We start from the raw sequence: 14,612 nt of genomic DNA, 5'->3' as shown, positions 1-14,612 counted from the left end.
TTCACCACCGCACCGGCAAAGCCTTGAGCCCGTTGACCAAAGGCGACGATTTGATCGGCAGTTCGGCCGCCGGGACGGCCACCCGCAATTCCGGCAACCGCTCGAAAAGCACCGTCAGAGCCACTTCGAGCTCCTGACGGGCCAGGTTCTGCCCGAGGCACTGGTGCACCCCGAACCCGAAGGCGACGTGCCTCCGGTGGCCGTCGCTCAGGTCGAGCCGGTCCGGGTCGGGATGCTCGCGGTGGTCGCGATTGGCGACCGCGGTGGAGAAGATCAGCGCGTCCCCGGCCCGGATCCGGACGCCGGCGACGTCGATGTCGGCGGTCGCCATCCGGTTGACGACCGTGTCGGTCACGGACGTGTGCCGCACGAGCGCTTCCACCGCGGCCTCCGGTGTGGTGCGGAGCGCGGCCAGCCGTTCCGCGTCACCGGCCAGCAGGGCGGCGCCGAGCGCGATGCTGCTCGACAGCGTCTCGTGCCCGGCTCCGAGCAGCAGCACCATCATGTTGACCAGCTGTGCCCTGGTCATCCGGCCGGGCGACACCTGCTCGGCCAGCAGACGACTGATCAGATCCTGGCCGGGGCGATCGGCCTTCGCCTCGGCAAGCTCGCCGAGATAGCCGATCAATTCCGTCGCGGCCCGCACCACTTCGGCCTGGTCGTCGGCGGTGATCATCGTGCGGGTGCGGTGCTGGAAGAACTCGTGGTCGGTGTAGGGCACCCCGAGCATCTCGCAGATCACCATCGACGGCAGGGGCAGGCAGTAGGCGGCCACGAGGTCTGCGGACCGGGCCCCGTCCGCCATGTCGTCCACGAGCGAGCCCGCCAGCCGCCGCAGCGCCGGGCGCATCTCCCGTACGCGCCGGACGGTGAACCAGGAGGTCACCATCCGGCGGAAGCGGTGGTGCTCCGGGTCGTCCATCCCGGCGAGCGTCCGCAGCGGCGTGCCCTCGGCGGGGGAGGGGAGCAGCGCGGGGAAACCCGGTCTGGTCCGGTCCGCCGAGACCCGCCGGTCCGCGAGCAGGTCACGGGTTTCGGCGAAACCCGTGACCAGCCAACCGGAATCGCCGTTGGGCAGGGTGACCCGCGAGACGGGCCGCCGGGCGTGCAGTTCGCGATACGCCGTCGGCGGACCGTACGGACAGGTCCTCGGCTGGGGCAGCCGCAGCGGCCCGTCGACGGGCTCGGTCATGCCTTGGACGCCACGGACTGTTCCTTGGCCGACGGCGCGGCAGGCGCCGGTGGCTGCCTGCGTTTGGCCAGCAGACCGCAGACCGCGCCGAGGAGCACGGCGGCGATCGGCAGGACCATCGCGCCGTGCATGGCCGCGACGTAACCGCCGGAGAACACCTCGTTCGCCGCCGCCGAGATCTGCTGGGCGACCGCCGGGGCGGCCCCGCTCGGGGCCGGCACCGCCGTGCCCGCCTGCAGATCGGCGAAGTCGAGGCCACTGCCGGTGGCACGCCGCACGCCGTCGACGAATTCCCCGCGCACCTCGGGAGGCAGCGTCGCGGCCACCGACTCGGCGCGCGTCACCAGGTTGCCGACGAGCTGGTTCTGCAGCAGCACACCGAAACCGGCGGTGCCGAGCACCGCGCCGATCTGCCGCGTCGCGTTCAGCACGCCTGCCGCCGAGCCCGCCATCATCGGCTGCACGTCGTACATGGCCACCGTGGTCAGCGGTGCGAACGTCGCGCCGAGCCCCAGACCCATCACGATCATCGCGGGCAGCAGTGTCCACACCGTACTGTCCACAGTGGACGTGAGGGAGAAGATCAGCAGGCCGATGCCGAACAGCAGCAGGCCGGTGACCACGATCGGCTTGCCGCCCACCTTGTCGCTGAGCCTGCCCGCGTACGGGCCGAGCACCACGGAGATCGCCGACATCGGCAGGCTGATCATGCCCGCGGCCAGCGCCGAGAAGCCCAGCACCGACTGAGCGTAGAGCTGGAAGCCGATCGCCATGCTCATGATGCCGACCGACAAGCCGATGGCACTGGCGTTCATCAGGCTGAAGTTGCGGTTGGTCAGCAGCGCGAACGGCACCATGGGCGTGCGCGTGCCGGGCCTGCGCTGGGTGAAGCCGAACGCGATCAGCAGCGCCACGCCCAGTATCAGCAGCAGCGGGATGCTCACGAACGACCAGATCGTCCCCCAGTTGTAGCGCTGCCCTTCCTGCAGGCCGAAAGCCAGGCAGGACAGGCCGAGGATCACCAGCACCGCGCCGGGCACGTCGAACCGGCCGGTCCTCGGCGGCTTGGCCCCCGCCGGGATGATCATCGGCGCGAACACCAGGATCAGGATGCCCAGCGGCACGTTGATGGTGAAGATCCAGCGCCAGTCGAGGGCGCCGACGAGGAGGCCGCCCAGTGGCGGCCCGGTGATGGTGGCGACGCCGGCCACCGCGCCCCAGACGCCCAGTGCGGCACCGCGCCGCTCCGGCGGGAAGACGCTCATGATGATCGACATCGTCTGTGGGATCAGCAAAGCGGCGCCGAGGCCCTGCAGTGTGCGCGCCGCGATGAGCTGGCCGGGATCCTGCGCCAGCGAGCACAGCAGGGACGCCAGTGTGAACACCGCGACCCCGGCGAGGTAGACGCCGCGTTTGCCGAACAGGTCGCCGAGCCTGCCGCCGGTGATCAGGAAGACCGCCAGCACCAGGACATAGGAGTTGCTGACCCAGAGCACCTCGTTGTAGGAGGTGCCCAGCCGCTCGACGATGTTCGGGATCGCGACGCCGACGACCGTCGTGTCGAGCAGGGTCATGAAGAACCCGAGACAGAGGGCCACCAGTACGGCCCAGGGATTCCCCCGCAGTTTGCTCATCCGTCCGCTTTCTCTTCGGTTGACTGTTCGCCGGTCCGCCAGTCCAGGCGTCCCTCGTGGATGTCCTCGACGATCGCGCGCGTCAGGTCCAGGTCGGCGCGCAGATGTGCTTGCAGGTGCCGGATCTCGACGATGTCGATCGCCGCCACGCCGCGTTTGACGAGCGCGTCGCTCCCCGTCGTCGCCGACGCCAGCGACGCCTCCAGGAGCACGGCCCGCTGCTCCAGCTGTGCGACCGCGTCCTCCTTGGAGAGCAGTGACATGAAGGCGAGCGCGGCACAGTAGGTCGGGTACTCCGGCTGGAGCGTGGAAAGCAGTTCCCGCAGCCGTTCGAGGGCGACCTCGCGCCCTTCGTCGGTGATCGCGTAGACCGTCCGTTCCGGGCGCTTGCCCTCCCGGGTGGTCTCGACCATTTCGATCAGCGCGGCCTTCGTGAGCACGTCGAATGTGTGGTAGAGCGCGCCGTGGGTGACTTTGATCAAGTGATCGAGTCCTTGTTCTCGCAGGCGCTGCCGGACTTCGTAGGGGTGCTGGGGTCGCTGGCTGAGCAGTCGCAGCACGGCCAGCCCGAGGATGGTGAGGGTTCGCATGGACACTTCTCCGATCGAGTCCGATCAGTATAGTCCAAAAAGACTATTTGCCCCCGGGGAGGTCGGTCACCGGGGCGAAGACGGCCGCGGTAAGGGCACGTTAGGGGTGCCTCGCCGTCGGTGGCCGCTGTTAGCGTCGAGCCGTTCTCTGAGGCTCTGAGCTGTGCAAACGCGCTGGGGACGAGCACGCACCCACAGGTTGAGGAAGGTGGTTCCTGACTGTGTCGGCACTCCAAGGGCGTCCCGCCGAACCGGCGTTGCGACTGGACGACTCGCTGTCCCAGCGGCCGCACGAGCTGTACCGGAGCCTGCACGAAACGGGCGCCGGGGTGCAGCGCGTGATCATGCCGCCCGGGGCGGGGCCGTGGAGCGGGCTGCCGGTGTGGCTGGTCACCGGCTACCGCGAGGCGCGAGCCGCGCTCGCCGACCCGCGGCTGAGCAACGACCTTCAGCGCACCGCCCGCTTCTTCGGTGGCGGGGCGGGAAACAGCCGGGGAGCGTTCTCCGTCGCGTTGTCCCGCAACCTGCTGCACGCCGACCCGCCCGACCACACCCGGCTGCGCAAGCTGGTCAACAAGGCGTTCACCTCGCGTGCGGTGCAGCGGCTGGAACCCAGGATCGAGCAGATCACCGGCGATCTGCTCGACCGGCTGGACGGCGTCGACGAGACCGACCTGCTGGTCTCCTACGCCTCACCGCTGCCGATCATCGTCATCTGCGAGCTGCTGGGCATCCCGGCCACCGACGAGGACGCCATCCGATCGTGGACGAAGGGGCTCGTCTCCGGTGCCTCGCCCGCCGAGATGGCCACCGCCTCGGAGGAGATCGGCGCGTACCTGACCGATCTGGTCGCCCGGAAGCGCGCCGACCCCTCGGACGATCTGCTCTCCGAACTCATCCGGGCCAACGAGAACGGCGACCAGCTCGCCGACGCGGAGCTGGTGCCGATCACCTTCGTGCTGCTCATCGCGGGGCACGAGACGACGATCAACCTGATCGGCAACGGCGTGTACGCCCTGTTGCGTGATCGCCCCCAGCTGGAGCGGCTCCGCGCCGACAGCTCCCTGCTCCCGCGGGCCGTCGACGAGCTGCTGCGCCACGAGAGCCCGAGCAGCCACGGCACCTTCCGGACGACCACGGCGGATCTCCCGCTGGGCGACGTGGTGATCCCGGCGGACGAGCTGGTCCTCATCTCCCTGATCGCCGCCAACCGCGACCCGGCCCAGTTCGAGCGGCCCGACGTCCTCGACTGGTCCCGGCCGCAGACCTCCAACCTCGCCTTCGGGCACGGCATCCACCATTGCGTCGGCGCGCCGCTGGCCAGGATGGAGGGGCGTATCGCGCTCGGCAGGCTGCTGGAGCGTTTCCCCGAGATCGCGCTGGCCGTCGACGAGAAAGACCTGGCGTGGACCCGAAGCACACTCATCCACGGACTCCGGTCGTTGCCGGTCCGGCTGAACGGAAAGGCCGAGCAGTGATCACCAGGGCGGCTTCCATCGGAGTACCGGTCACCGACCAGGACGTGGCCGTCGAGTTCTTCGTCGGCGTCCTCGGTTTCGAAAAGCGGGTCGACGTCCCCGTCGAGCGCGGCAGGTGGATCGAGGTCGCGCCGCCGGGCGCGGAAACCGTGCTGACGCCGTACACCTGGCTGGATCACCACGACGACAAGGCGGGCGTCTTCACCCGGGTCGTCCTGGAATGCCAGGACCTGATCGGCTTGCACCAAGAGCTGGTGGCCAAGGGCGTCGAGTTCGAGCTGGAGCCGACCGAGTCGGCGGGCGGCCGGTTCGCGCATTTCAAGGACCCGTTCGGCAACCTGTTCGTGCTGGCCGAGCTCTGAGTGCCTCATCGACCGTGAAGGAATCCGCGTGATGCGATCGGCCACCCGCAAGGAAGAGGCACTCTGGCTGCTCGAGCGGCTGGTGCCGGGCAGCGGGGTCAACAATCTGCACCTCGCCTTCCGGGTGTCCGGCGAGCTGGATCTCGTGCTGCTCGACCGGGTGCTGTCGGTGCTGGTGCGCAGGCATCCGGCGCTGCGGACCGTTTTCCGCGCGGGCGAGACCGGGCTGTCGAAGGAAGTCCACGACGACCTTCCGGTCGCCTTCGAGGACCGGGAGTGTTCCGCGGACGAGGTGGACGCGCGTCTCGCGGAGTTCGTCGCCGAGCCTTTCGAACTCGACGGCGGTGCCTTGCTGCGCGCGCTGCGGCTGCGGTGCCCGGGTGAGGACGTGTGCTGCGTCGTCGTGCACCACTTGAACTTCGACACGGTGTCCGCGGCGGTGCTGCACGAGGAGTTCGTCGCGGTGTACAACGCTTTCGCCGCCGGTGATGCCTTGCCGCCGGAACTGGAGGGCACCGCGGCGACCCTCGACGAGGTGGAGCCGAAACCGGAGAGCCTGGCCTTCTGGCGTGATCAGCTGCGCGAGGTCCGGCCCGACGAGCTCGAACTGTCCTGCGGCAGGCCGGACGTCGCCGAACCGAACCTCGCGGGCGCGCAGGTGACGTGGCAGTTCGCCGCGGAGACCGTCGAGGTGGTGCGGGAACTCCGGAAAGCGTTGCGGGTGCCGGAAGCCGTCGTGCTGCTGGCCGCCTACTACCTGCTGCTGCATGCCCACGGTGCCGGCCCCGACCTCGTCGTGGGCTCGCCGATGAACGTCCGGGGGCGGGAGACGGCGAGAGCCGTCGGCTATCACGTCAACGTGACGCCGCTGCGGCTGCGGGTCGATCCGGCGGAGGACTTCCGCGGTCTGGTCCGGCGGGTCAGGGAAGTGTTCTTCGGCGCGCTCACCCATCTGGACGTCCCGGTGGACAACCTGCTCGCCGAGATCCCGCGCACGGGTTCTTCGTGGCGGCACACCGTTTTCCGGCACGTGTTCAACTACATCCCCGAAACCGGCGTGCCGTCGTTCCGGCTGGGCGGCCTGCCCGCCGAACCGCTCGCGGCCGAGCCGGGGTTCAGCAAGTTCGATCTGGAGTTCTTCCTGCTGCCGACCACGGACGGCATCCGGGTGCGCGCCGCGTATTACACCGAAGTACTCGGACAGGCGGACGTGCAGGCGTTCGTACGGCGTTATGAAGCGTTGCTGTCGTCACTGGCGGAGAATCTCGATCGCCCGGTCGGCGACGCCCGCGCGTTCAGCGCCGAGGACGACGCGGTGATCGGGAAGGCGAATCGCACCGGCAAACCGGTCGCGTGGTCCTCGGTGCCGTCGGCCGTCGCCGCGGCCGTCGAGGCGGCACCGGACGCGGTGGCCGTCGAGGACGGCGACCGCGCGGTGACCTACCGGCAGCTGTGGGACACCGCGGCCGCAACCTGCGAACGGTTGCGCGAGACCGGCGTCGCACCCGGTGAGGTCGTCGCGCTGGTCGCGCCGCGCAGCGCGGAACTCGCGGCGGCCGCACTCGGCGTCTGGCTGGCGGGCGCCACCTACCTGCCGCTCGACCCGGACCACCCCGAACAGCGCATCGCCTACCAGCTGGCGGATTCCGGTGCCAAGGTCGCGCTTTCCGACGCGGCGATCCCGGCTGGGACGGGCTGCCGGGCGCTCGCGCTGACCCCGGTCGGTTCGGTCCCGTCCAGGCCCGCGTCCCCGCTTCCCGTCACCGGCGCACCGGCCTACCTCATCTACACGTCCGGCTCCACCGGGCGTCCTAAAGGGACGGTCGTCGGGCATCCGGCGCTGGCCAACCTCATCAGCCATTTCGCCGACGAACTGGGCCATCGAGGCCAAGCCGGAACGCTCTGGCTGACCACGTTCTCCTTCGACATCTCGGCACTCGAACTGTTCCTGCCGCTGGCCACCGGCGGACGGCTCGTCGTCGCGCCCGACGAAGCGCGCGTCGACGGTGGTGCGCTGAAGGAACTGTTGGACCGCCACGAGGTTTCGACACTGCAGGCGACCCCGACCACGTGGCGGCTGGTCGTCGACGACGTGTCCGGCGAGCTGACCGGCAAAACCGTGCTGTGCGGCGGCGAACCGCTGCCGGTGTCGCTGGCGCGGCGGCTGGTGGACACCGGATGCGAGCTGTGGAACGTCTATGGCCCGACGGAAACGACGATCTGGTCCACCGCGGGCCGGGTGCACGACGGCGGCACCGGCCGGATCACCGCCGGTGCCCCGATCGGCAACACGACGGTGTTCCTGGCGGACCCGAACGGCCGGGAAGTGCCCATCGGCGTGACCGGCGAGCTGTGCATCGCGGGTGCGGGGCTGGCCGAGGGCTATCACGACCGGCCGGAGCTCACCGAGGCGCGTTTCGCCGTGCATCCCCGCCACGGCCGCTTCTACCGGACCGGGGATCTGGCCCGCTGGCTGGAGGACGGCACCCTGGAGCTGCTCGGCCGGGCCGACCGGCAGATCAAGCTGCGGGGTAACAGGATCGAGCTGACGGAGGTCGAGTCGGTGCTGCTCGCCCACGACGAGGTCGCGGGCGCGGCGGTGGTCGTGGCCGACGAGGTACTGGTCGCGTACGTCGAGGCGGACACCGAACCCGGCCTGGTGGACCGCCTCTGGGCGCACGCCGGGGCTTTGCTGCCGAAGTCCGCGGTACCGCAGGAGTTCGTCGTGGTCGACCGGATCCCGCTCACCGGCAACGACAAGGTCGACTATCCGGAACTCGTGCGGCGCGCGGCGGACCTTGCCGCGGAGCGCGTCACCACACCCGCGGAGGAGCGGGAACTCGACCCGGTGACCGCCGACGTGGTCGCGCTGTTCCGGGAGCTGCTCGACCGTGGCGACGTCGGGCCCGGCACGAACTTCTTCGCGCACGGTGGGCATTCGCTGCTGGCGGCCAAGCTGGCCCAGCAGGTGAAACACCTGACCGGTGTGCGGGTCCGCCTCGCCGACGTCTTCGCTCACCCGACCCCGGCGGCACTCGCGGATTTCGTGCGAGCCGCCTCGGAGTGAGCCTGATGCGCAAGCGGTGACCTCAGGGTCGATCGTCAGCCCAGGCCTTCGATGATGCGGAAGTCTCGCTCGAAGCCGTCGGGGAGTGCGGCCAGCGCCTTCTGGTAGGCCGCGCTCTCGTACGCCGCGACCGCCTGTTCGAAGCTGTCGAACTCGACCAGGACGACGCGCTCGGCGATTCCGGCTTCGTGGGCGACGACCCGGCTGCCGCCGCGGGCGATTGTCCGCCCGCCCGCGGCCCTGACGGCCACACCGGCTAGTTCGTTGTAGACGGCGAACTCCCCGGAGTCCGCGATGGTGGGGTAGACGCTGACCCAGTAACCCTTGGGCATGAAACCTCCAGTGTCGGATTAGTGAATCCGCCTCGCGGATCGATCATGAGAGCTCCGCCAGACGCGACAGCGCCGGAAGGGCCGCCGCCAAGGCGTCGATCTCGTCATCGGTGAGTTCGCCGATCAACCGCGCGTACGCGTCGATGCCGGCCTGGCGTCGCGTCCGGACGTACGACGCGCCGGCTTCGGTCAGGCACACCAGCGTGACCCGCTTGTCGGACGGATCGCCCTTCCGCTCGACCAGCCCGGATTCCTCCATCACCCGGACCAGAACGGTCATCGCGGGCTGCGTGACGCCCTCGGCCACTGCCAGCTCGGTGATCCGTCGCGGACCGGTCTTGTCCAGGGTGGCCAAGGTGGCGGCGGACGTCAGGCTCATGTCGCGGGCTTTATATTAATCCTTTATGTATCCCTCGACCGAGTCATGGCCGGAACCGCGTCTCCGCCGCGAGTCCCGTCCATTGTGGATTCCGTGGCGCTGGACGGGACCAGGCGGAACAGGGCCATCGCGCTGATCATGCTGACGCCGCAGATCGCGGCCAGATACCAGGTGATGCCGGTGGTCGAGCCGGTGGCGTTGAGCACCGCGGTGGCGATCATCGGGGCGAGCCCGCCGCCGAGGATCGCGCCGCCCTGCAACAGCAGTGACATACCGGAGAACCGGACGTTGACCGGAAAGGTGTCCGCGATGATCGCGCCCTGTACGCAGTGGGTGATCGGCACGACCAGGCCCATGCCCGCCAGTGCGAGCATCGCGAGCCCGGTGTTGCCGGTGTTCAGCAACGGGAAGAAGGCCAGGCACCACAGCAGGAGCGCGGCCGACCCGGCGACGAACATGGTGCGCCTGCCGTGGCGGTCGGCGATCCGGGTCCAGATCGGGATGGTGGCGAACCACAGTGCCGCCGATCCGGTCACCGACAGGATCAGGAACTGCCGGTCGTAGTGGAGGCTCTGGGTCCCGTAGGACAGCGTGAAGACCATGAACACGTAGGCGACCGCCGAGTTCGCCACGCCGACCAGCAGGGTCAGCGCGAGCCTGCGGAAGCCGACCTTGAACGCCGCGCCGAGCGGGAACCGGACCACCTTGTCGTTCTGGGCCGCCCGGGTGAACGACGGTGATTCGGTGATCCGCAGCCGGATCATCAGGCCGATCGCGACCAGCACGAAGCTCAGGAGGAACGGAATCCGCCAGCCCCACGCGGCGAACGCGCTCGCGGGCATCACCGCGCTGCTGCCGAGGAACAGCAGATTCGCCAGCACCAGCCCGGCGGGCGTGCCCATCTGCGGGAATCCGGCGTACCGGTTCCGTTGGCCGTCGGGCGCGTGTTCCATCGACATCAGCGTGGCTCCCGCGCCTTCGCCGCCGAGCCCGATGCCCTGCACGATCCGCATCGCGACCAGCAGGATCGGCGCCCAGATCCCGATCGCCTGGTAGTTCGGGATCAACCCGATCAACGTGGAGCCGACGCCCATCAGCATCAGCGAGACCACCAGTGTGGACTTGCGGCCGATCCGGTCGCCGAAGTGGCCGAACACCAGAGCTCCGAGCGGGCGGGCGATGAAGCCGACGGCGAAGGTGCTGAAGGCGGCGAGGGTGCCGACCGCGGGGCTGAGCGAGGGGAAGAACTGCCTGTTGAAGATCAGCGCGGACGCGGTGCCGTAGAGGAAGAAGTCGTACCACTCCAGGGTGGTTCCGGCGAGGGTGGCGGCGGCGATCTTGCGGGGCGCGGGTGCGTTCATCTGCGATAACCCAATCGAGTCGGGCGTCAGCCGAGCGCGGCTGCCGGCGATTGGGCAGAAGCCTGACACCGTGAGGCATAGGCCACAAATGCCGAATCGACAGTCTGTTATGCCCGTCTAGGCATAGCTGGCGCGGCATTCGTAGAGATGCCCCTGCGAGGCCGAGGTGTTGCGAAAGCCACTTTCGCAACGTTGAAGGTTGCGAAAGTGGCTTTCGCAGCATGGGCGAGGGAGAGCGGCGAAGCGGTTCGCGCTGCGGTCGATGTCGACGGTGTTCGGCCTGCAGCTGGCAGGCGGACAAGACGTCGTAGTGAAGGCGCGCGAGGACGGCGCGAGCGGCGTGTTCCCCACGACCGGGCCTGCCATGCTGCCGCCGATCGAGAGTTCCGCCGCGTTCCTGACGGCATACCAGGAGCATCGTGGGCGCCGGTTCACCGAGGAGGAACAGGAGGTCGCGTGGGCGGCCGGCCTGTGGACGGCGGCGCACGACGTCCGCTGGGAAGCCCTGCACGACAAGGCTCCCGGCGTCGACGACGCCCTCCGTGCGCAGGCGGCCGAACGTCTTCGGCGAGCGAAGGCCTGACCCTGCGATATGTCTATTCAGCGATAGTAAGAGCGCGGATACGCATTTGTTCCGCATGGCTCGGCGGGCCACAGTGGACGGCATGACGCAGTCAGTGCGGTGGATCCGCAACTTCGTGGACGGTGAGTTCGCCGAGCCGGACGGGCCGGGGTTTCCGGCGGTCGATCCGGCGACCGGCGCGGAATTCGCCCGGGTGCACGAGGCGGACCGTGCGCTGGTGCACCGCGCGGTCACCGGCGCCCGCGCCGCGTTGCACGACGGCTGGGCGGACACCCCGGTGCGGGAGCGGACGGCGTTGCTGCGCCGCGCGGCCGACGGGATCGAGGCCCGGCTCGAGGAGTTCGTCGCGGCCGAGGTCGCGGACACCGGAAAGCCGGTCACCCAGGCCCGCGAACTCGACGTGGCCCGCGCGGTGGCGAACTTCCGCACGTTCGCCGACGTGATCGCGGCCGCCGGCCAGGAATCGTTCGTCACCGATCTGCCGGGCGGGGCGCAGGCGCTGAACTACGCGGTGCGCAAACCGCTCGGCGTGGTCGCGGTGATCGTGCCGTGGAACCTGCCGCTGCTGTTGCTGACCTGGAAGGTCGCGCCCGCGCTCGGCTGCGGCAACGCGGTCGTGGTCAAGCCGAGCGACCAGACCCCGTCCACCGCGACCCTGCTGGCCGAGGTGCTGGCCGAGGCCGGGCTGCCCGCGGGTGCCTACAACGTGGTGCACGGGTTCGGCGGCGATTCGGCGGGGCAGTACCTGACCGAGCATCCCGGTATCGACGGGGTGACGTTCACCGGCTCGTCGGCCACCGGGACCGAGGTGATGCGCACGGTCGCACCCCGGGTCCGTCCGGTGTCGTTCGAACTCGGCGGGAAGAACGCCGCCATCGTGTTCGAGGACGCCGATCTCGGCGAGACGCTGGCCGGGCTGACCCGGTCGGTCTTCGCGAACACCGGGCAGGTGTGCCTGTGCACCGAGCGGGTGTACGTGCAGCGCCCGGTGTTCGAGGACGTCGCGGCCGGACTGGTGGAGCGGGCCCGAGGGCTGCGCCTCGGCGACCCGACGGCGGAGCGGACCACCACCGGCCCGCTGATCTCGCCGGAGCACCGGCGCAAGGTGCTGGACTACCTCGCGCTGGCCGAGCAGGCCGGCGCGAAAACCCTGACCGGCGGCGGAATCCCCGAGCTCGGGCCGGAACTCGACGGCGGCTCGTGGCTGGAGCCGACGCTGTGGACCGGCTTGACCAACAACGACCGGCCGGTGCGGGAGGAGATCTTCGGCCCGGTGGCCGCGCTGGTCCCGTTCGACACCGAGGAAGAGGCGATCGCGCTGGCCAACGACACCGAATACGGGCTGGCGGCCTCGGTGTGGACCGAGGACCTTCGCCGGGGACACCGGGTGGCGCAGGCGATGCACGTCGGCATGTCGTGGGTGAACACCTGGTTCCTGCGCGACCTGCGTTCGCCGTTCGGCGGGATGGGGCTTTCCGGGATCGGCCGGGAGGGCGGAGCGTCTTCGCTGCACTTCTACACCGAGCCGACGAATGTGTGCGTGCGGCTGTGACGGCGACGGTTCCGGTCGCCGTCATCGGCTCCGGCAATATCGGCACCGATCTGATGATCAAGGTGCGGCGGTTGTCGAAGACGCTGCGGATGGCTGCGATGGCGGGTATCGACGGCCTCGTCGGGCTGCCGGAATTCGCCGGCAAGCTGATGATCGACCTGACCCCGGTGCTCCCTCTCCGCGCCGAACGTGAACATGGTGACCTGCGGCGGGTCGTGTACTCGAGTTTCCTGCTGCACGCCGAACGCGCGGCCGCCCGGTACGGACTGGACACCCGGCGGATTCTCACCGAGGCCGGCAGGCGCGAGCTGGTCGGCGGGCAGGAGGACATGATCGTGGACATCGCACTCGACCTGGTACGGAGCGGCACATGATGGCCGTCGCGGAGATCTCGGCGCTCGCCGATCGGCTGGACCTCGCGCAGACGACGTGCGCGGACACCCCGAGCCTCGCCGACGACCACGAGCTGGACATCGCCGACGCGTACGCGATCCAGGCCGCGCTGGTGGCCCGCCGCGAAACCCGTGGCGAGCGGGTGCTCGGGGTCAAGTTGGGGCTGACCAGCGAGGCGAAGATGGCGCAGATGGGCGTGTCCGAGGTGATCGCCGGCAGGCTCACCGACGCGATGCGGGTCGCCGATGGTGGCGAGGTCTCGCTGGCGCGTTTCATCCATCCGAAGGTGGAGCCCGAAATCGCGTACCGGCTGGCTCGCGATGTCGACCTCGACGACCCGGCCTTCGACGTGGAGTCCGCCGTGGACGCGATGGCCCCGGCGATCGAGATCATCGACTCCAGGTACCGGGATTTCCGGTTCACCCACACCGATGTGGTCGCGGACAACACCTCGGCCGCCGGGTACGTGCTCGGCCCGTGGCAGGCGTTCGGCGAGGTGGCGGACCGGGCGGTGCGGCTGCGCTCCGGAGGTCGGGAGGTGGTCGGCTCGACGGCGGCGATCCTCGGCGATCCGGTGCGCGCGCTGCACGCGCTGGTCGAGCTGTGCCGGAAACGCGACATCCCGCTGCGGGCCGGGCAGGTGGTGCTGGCCGGGGCCGCGACCGAGGCGGTGCCGTTCGCGCCCGGCGTCGCCGAAGCGGACATCGCCGGGCTGGGCCGGGTTTCGGTGCGGGGGCTGGCATGAACGGGCGGGTGATCTCCGGGCTGGCCAAGCCGAGGGGCCGGTTCCCGCATGTGAAGGTCGCGGGAGACCTGATCTTCGTGTCCGGGACGAGTTCCCGGCGTCCCGACAACACGTTCGAGGGCGTCGAAGTGGACGAACTCGGCACCACGAACCTGGACATCCGCGCGCAGACCCGCGCGGTGATCGAGAACATCCGCGGCATCCTGCGCGAGGTCGGCGCCGATCTCGCCGACATCACACAGATCACCACGTTCCTGGTTTCGATGAACGATTTCGGCGGCTACAACGAGATCTACGGCGAGTACTTCGACGAAACCGGCCCCGCCCGCACCACGGTCGCGGTGCATCAGCTGCCGCATCCGCATCTGCTGATCGAAATCCAGGCGATCGCCCAACTACCGAAAAACATGGAGGTCCCACGATGACCGGCATTCCCGAGGTCGTCAATTTCCAGGCCTGGATCGCGGAGCACGAGCATCTGCTCAAGCCGCCGGTGAACAACCGGACCATGGCGCTCGGCAACGATTTCATCGTGCAGATCGTCGGCGGGCCGAACCAGCGCACCGATTTCCACGTCGACCCCTACGAGGAATGGTTCTACCAGCTCAAGGGGAACATGCACGTGAACATCATGACCGCCGAAGGCCAGAAGACCGTCCGCATCTCCGAAGGCGACACCTGGCTGCTGCCCGGTGACATCCCGCATTCGCCGCAGCGTCCGGAGGCGGACTCGATCGGCCTGGTCATCGAGCGCGTCCGCGAGGAGGGCACGCTGGAGAAGTTCCAGTGGTACTGCCTCGAATGCGACGCGCTGGTGCACGAGGTGGAACTCCAGGTGCGCGACATCGTCGAGGACCTGCCGCCGGTCTTCACCGCGTTCTACGGCGACGAACAGGCCCGCACCTGCGGAAGCTGCGGCGCCCTCCACCCCGGAAAGGGCTGAG

General features: G+C 69.4%; 15 protein-coding genes. 9 read left to right on the top strand and 6 right to left on the bottom strand.

Annotated features, from left to right (window positions below; genetic code table 11):
• Position 1: 1 nt before the first annotated feature.
• The 3 genes from AVR91_RS32430 to AVR91_RS32420 are packed head-to-tail and all read right to left on the bottom strand — an operon-like array spanning position 2 to position 3,416.
• Positions 2-1,192: a cytochrome P450 gene (locus tag AVR91_RS32430; protein WP_063274575.1), complete on the bottom strand. Its 1,191-nt coding sequence runs from the start codon at positions 1,190-1,192 to the stop codon at positions 2-4.
• Positions 1,189-2,826 carry a DHA2 family efflux MFS transporter permease subunit gene (locus tag AVR91_RS32425; protein WP_063274574.1) on the bottom strand — a complete coding sequence of 546 codons (1,638 nt, stop codon included), beginning with the start codon at positions 2,824-2,826 and terminating at the stop codon, positions 1,189-1,191. The genes AVR91_RS32430 and AVR91_RS32425 overlap by 4 nt, the downstream gene beginning before the upstream one ends.
• Positions 2,823-3,416 carry a PadR family transcriptional regulator gene (locus AVR91_RS32420; RefSeq protein WP_063274594.1) on the bottom strand — a complete coding sequence of 198 codons (594 nt, stop codon included), beginning with the start codon at positions 3,414-3,416 and terminating at the stop codon, positions 2,823-2,825. The genes AVR91_RS32425 and AVR91_RS32420 overlap by 4 nt, the downstream gene beginning before the upstream one ends.
• Positions 3,417-3,637: 221 nt before the next feature.
• Here AVR91_RS32420 and AVR91_RS32415 point away from each other — a divergent pair, with 221 nt between their 5' ends.
• Genes AVR91_RS32415 through AVR91_RS32405 form a run of 3 tightly spaced genes read left to right on the top strand, consistent with a single transcriptional unit; the run spans position 3,638 to position 8,323 of the window.
• On the top strand, positions 3,638-4,894 hold the full coding sequence (locus AVR91_RS32415) for a cytochrome P450 family protein (protein WP_228708311.1): 1,257 nt from the start codon (positions 3,638-3,640) through the stop codon (positions 4,892-4,894).
• Positions 4,891-5,256 carry a VOC family protein gene (locus AVR91_RS32410; protein ID WP_063274573.1) on the top strand — a complete coding sequence of 122 codons (366 nt, stop codon included), beginning with the start codon at positions 4,891-4,893 and terminating at the stop codon, positions 5,254-5,256. The genes AVR91_RS32415 and AVR91_RS32410 overlap by 4 nt, the downstream gene beginning before the upstream one ends.
• A gap of 31 nt (positions 5,257-5,287) precedes the next feature.
• Positions 5,288-8,323 (top strand): non-ribosomal peptide synthetase, encoded by a 3,036-nt coding sequence (locus tag AVR91_RS32405; protein WP_063274572.1) that lies wholly within the window; start codon positions 5,288-5,290, stop codon positions 8,321-8,323.
• 35 nt (positions 8,324-8,358) lie between these two features.
• On the opposite strand, the gene AVR91_RS32400 is transcribed toward AVR91_RS32405, so the two are convergent.
• From AVR91_RS32400 to AVR91_RS32390, 3 genes are read right to left on the bottom strand one after another with little or no spacing between them, the layout of a single operon-like run.
• Positions 8,359-8,655, bottom strand: coding sequence for a DUF1330 domain-containing protein (locus AVR91_RS32400; protein WP_063274571.1), 297 nt, complete (start codon positions 8,653-8,655; stop codon positions 8,359-8,361).
• A gap of 43 nt (positions 8,656-8,698) precedes the next feature.
• Positions 8,699-9,034 carry a MarR family winged helix-turn-helix transcriptional regulator gene (locus tag AVR91_RS32395; RefSeq protein WP_063274570.1) on the bottom strand — a complete coding sequence of 112 codons (336 nt, stop codon included), beginning with the start codon at positions 9,032-9,034 and terminating at the stop codon, positions 8,699-8,701.
• A gap of 23 nt (positions 9,035-9,057) precedes the next feature.
• Positions 9,058-10,395 carry an MFS transporter gene (locus tag AVR91_RS32390; RefSeq protein ID WP_063274569.1) on the bottom strand — a complete coding sequence of 446 codons (1,338 nt, stop codon included), beginning with the start codon at positions 10,393-10,395 and terminating at the stop codon, positions 9,058-9,060.
• 262 nt (positions 10,396-10,657) lie between these two features.
• Here AVR91_RS32390 and AVR91_RS32385 point away from each other — a divergent pair, with 262 nt between their 5' ends.
• The 6 genes from AVR91_RS32385 to AVR91_RS32360 all read left to right on the top strand — a co-directional run bounded on the left by AVR91_RS32385 (position 10,658) and on the right by AVR91_RS32360 (position 14,611).
• Positions 10,658-10,978: a hypothetical protein gene (locus AVR91_RS32385; protein ID WP_063274568.1), complete on the top strand. Its 321-nt coding sequence runs from the start codon at positions 10,658-10,660 to the stop codon at positions 10,976-10,978.
• A gap of 82 nt (positions 10,979-11,060) precedes the next feature.
• Positions 11,061-12,530: a 2-hydroxymuconic semialdehyde dehydrogenase gene (locus AVR91_RS32380; RefSeq protein ID WP_063274592.1), complete on the top strand. Its 1,470-nt coding sequence runs from the start codon at positions 11,061-11,063 to the stop codon at positions 12,528-12,530.
• Positions 12,527-12,904, top strand: coding sequence for a hypothetical protein (locus tag AVR91_RS44550; RefSeq protein WP_063274567.1), 378 nt, complete (start codon positions 12,527-12,529; stop codon positions 12,902-12,904). Before AVR91_RS32380 ends, AVR91_RS44550 begins: the two co-directional genes overlap by 4 nt.
• Positions 12,901-13,668 (top strand): 2-keto-4-pentenoate hydratase, encoded by a 768-nt coding sequence (locus AVR91_RS32370; protein ID WP_063274566.1) that lies wholly within the window; start codon positions 12,901-12,903, stop codon positions 13,666-13,668. Before AVR91_RS44550 ends, AVR91_RS32370 begins: the two co-directional genes overlap by 4 nt.
• Entirely contained in the window at positions 13,665-14,093 is a 429-nt protein-coding gene (locus tag AVR91_RS32365; protein WP_063274565.1) for a RidA family protein, read from the top strand. The genes AVR91_RS32370 and AVR91_RS32365 overlap by 4 nt, the downstream gene beginning before the upstream one ends.
• Entirely contained in the window at positions 14,090-14,611 is a 522-nt protein-coding gene (locus tag AVR91_RS32360; RefSeq protein ID WP_063274564.1) for a 3-hydroxyanthranilate 3,4-dioxygenase, read from the top strand. The genes AVR91_RS32365 and AVR91_RS32360 overlap by 4 nt, the downstream gene beginning before the upstream one ends.
• The last annotated feature ends 1 nt before the right edge of the window (position 14,612 follow it).

The organism is Amycolatopsis keratiniphila subsp. keratiniphila (assembly GCF_001620365.2).
GTDB classification, from domain to species: Bacteria; Actinomycetota; Actinomycetes; order Mycobacteriales; family Pseudonocardiaceae; genus Amycolatopsis; species Amycolatopsis keratiniphila.
Note: the sequence above shows the minus strand (reverse complement) of the source record. Positions and strands in the feature narration are given on the sequence as shown.

Coding starts and splice junctions, on each gene's coding strand:
- AVR91_RS32430 (WP_063274575.1), bottom strand. CDS start 1,192: ATGACCGAGCCCGTCGACGGGCCGCTGCGGCTGCCCCAGCCGAGGACC.
- AVR91_RS32425 (WP_063274574.1), bottom strand. CDS start 2,826: ATGAGCAAACTGCGGGGGAATCCCTGGGCCGTACTGGTGGCCCTCTGT.
- AVR91_RS32420 (WP_063274594.1), bottom strand. CDS start 3,416: ATGCGAACCCTCACCATCCTCGGGCTGGCCGTGCTGCGACTGCTCAGC.
- AVR91_RS32405 (WP_063274572.1), top strand. CDS start 5,288: ATGCGATCGGCCACCCGCAAGGAAGAGGCACTCTGGCTGCTCGAGCGG.
- AVR91_RS32400 (WP_063274571.1), bottom strand. CDS start 8,655: ATGCCCAAGGGTTACTGGGTCAGCGTCTACCCCACCATCGCGGACTCC.
- AVR91_RS32395 (WP_063274570.1), bottom strand. CDS start 9,034: ATGAGCCTGACGTCCGCCGCCACCTTGGCCACCCTGGACAAGACCGGT.
- AVR91_RS32390 (WP_063274569.1), bottom strand. CDS start 10,395: ATGAACGCACCCGCGCCCCGCAAGATCGCCGCCGCCACCCTCGCCGGA.
- AVR91_RS32385 (WP_063274568.1), top strand. CDS start 10,658: ATGTCGACGGTGTTCGGCCTGCAGCTGGCAGGCGGACAAGACGTCGTA.
- AVR91_RS32380 (WP_063274592.1), top strand. CDS start 11,061: ATGACGCAGTCAGTGCGGTGGATCCGCAACTTCGTGGACGGTGAGTTC.
- AVR91_RS32370 (WP_063274566.1), top strand. CDS start 12,901: ATGATGGCCGTCGCGGAGATCTCGGCGCTCGCCGATCGGCTGGACCTC.
- AVR91_RS32365 (WP_063274565.1), top strand. CDS start 13,665: ATGAACGGGCGGGTGATCTCCGGGCTGGCCAAGCCGAGGGGCCGGTTC.
- AVR91_RS32360 (WP_063274564.1), top strand. CDS start 14,090: ATGACCGGCATTCCCGAGGTCGTCAATTTCCAGGCCTGGATCGCGGAG.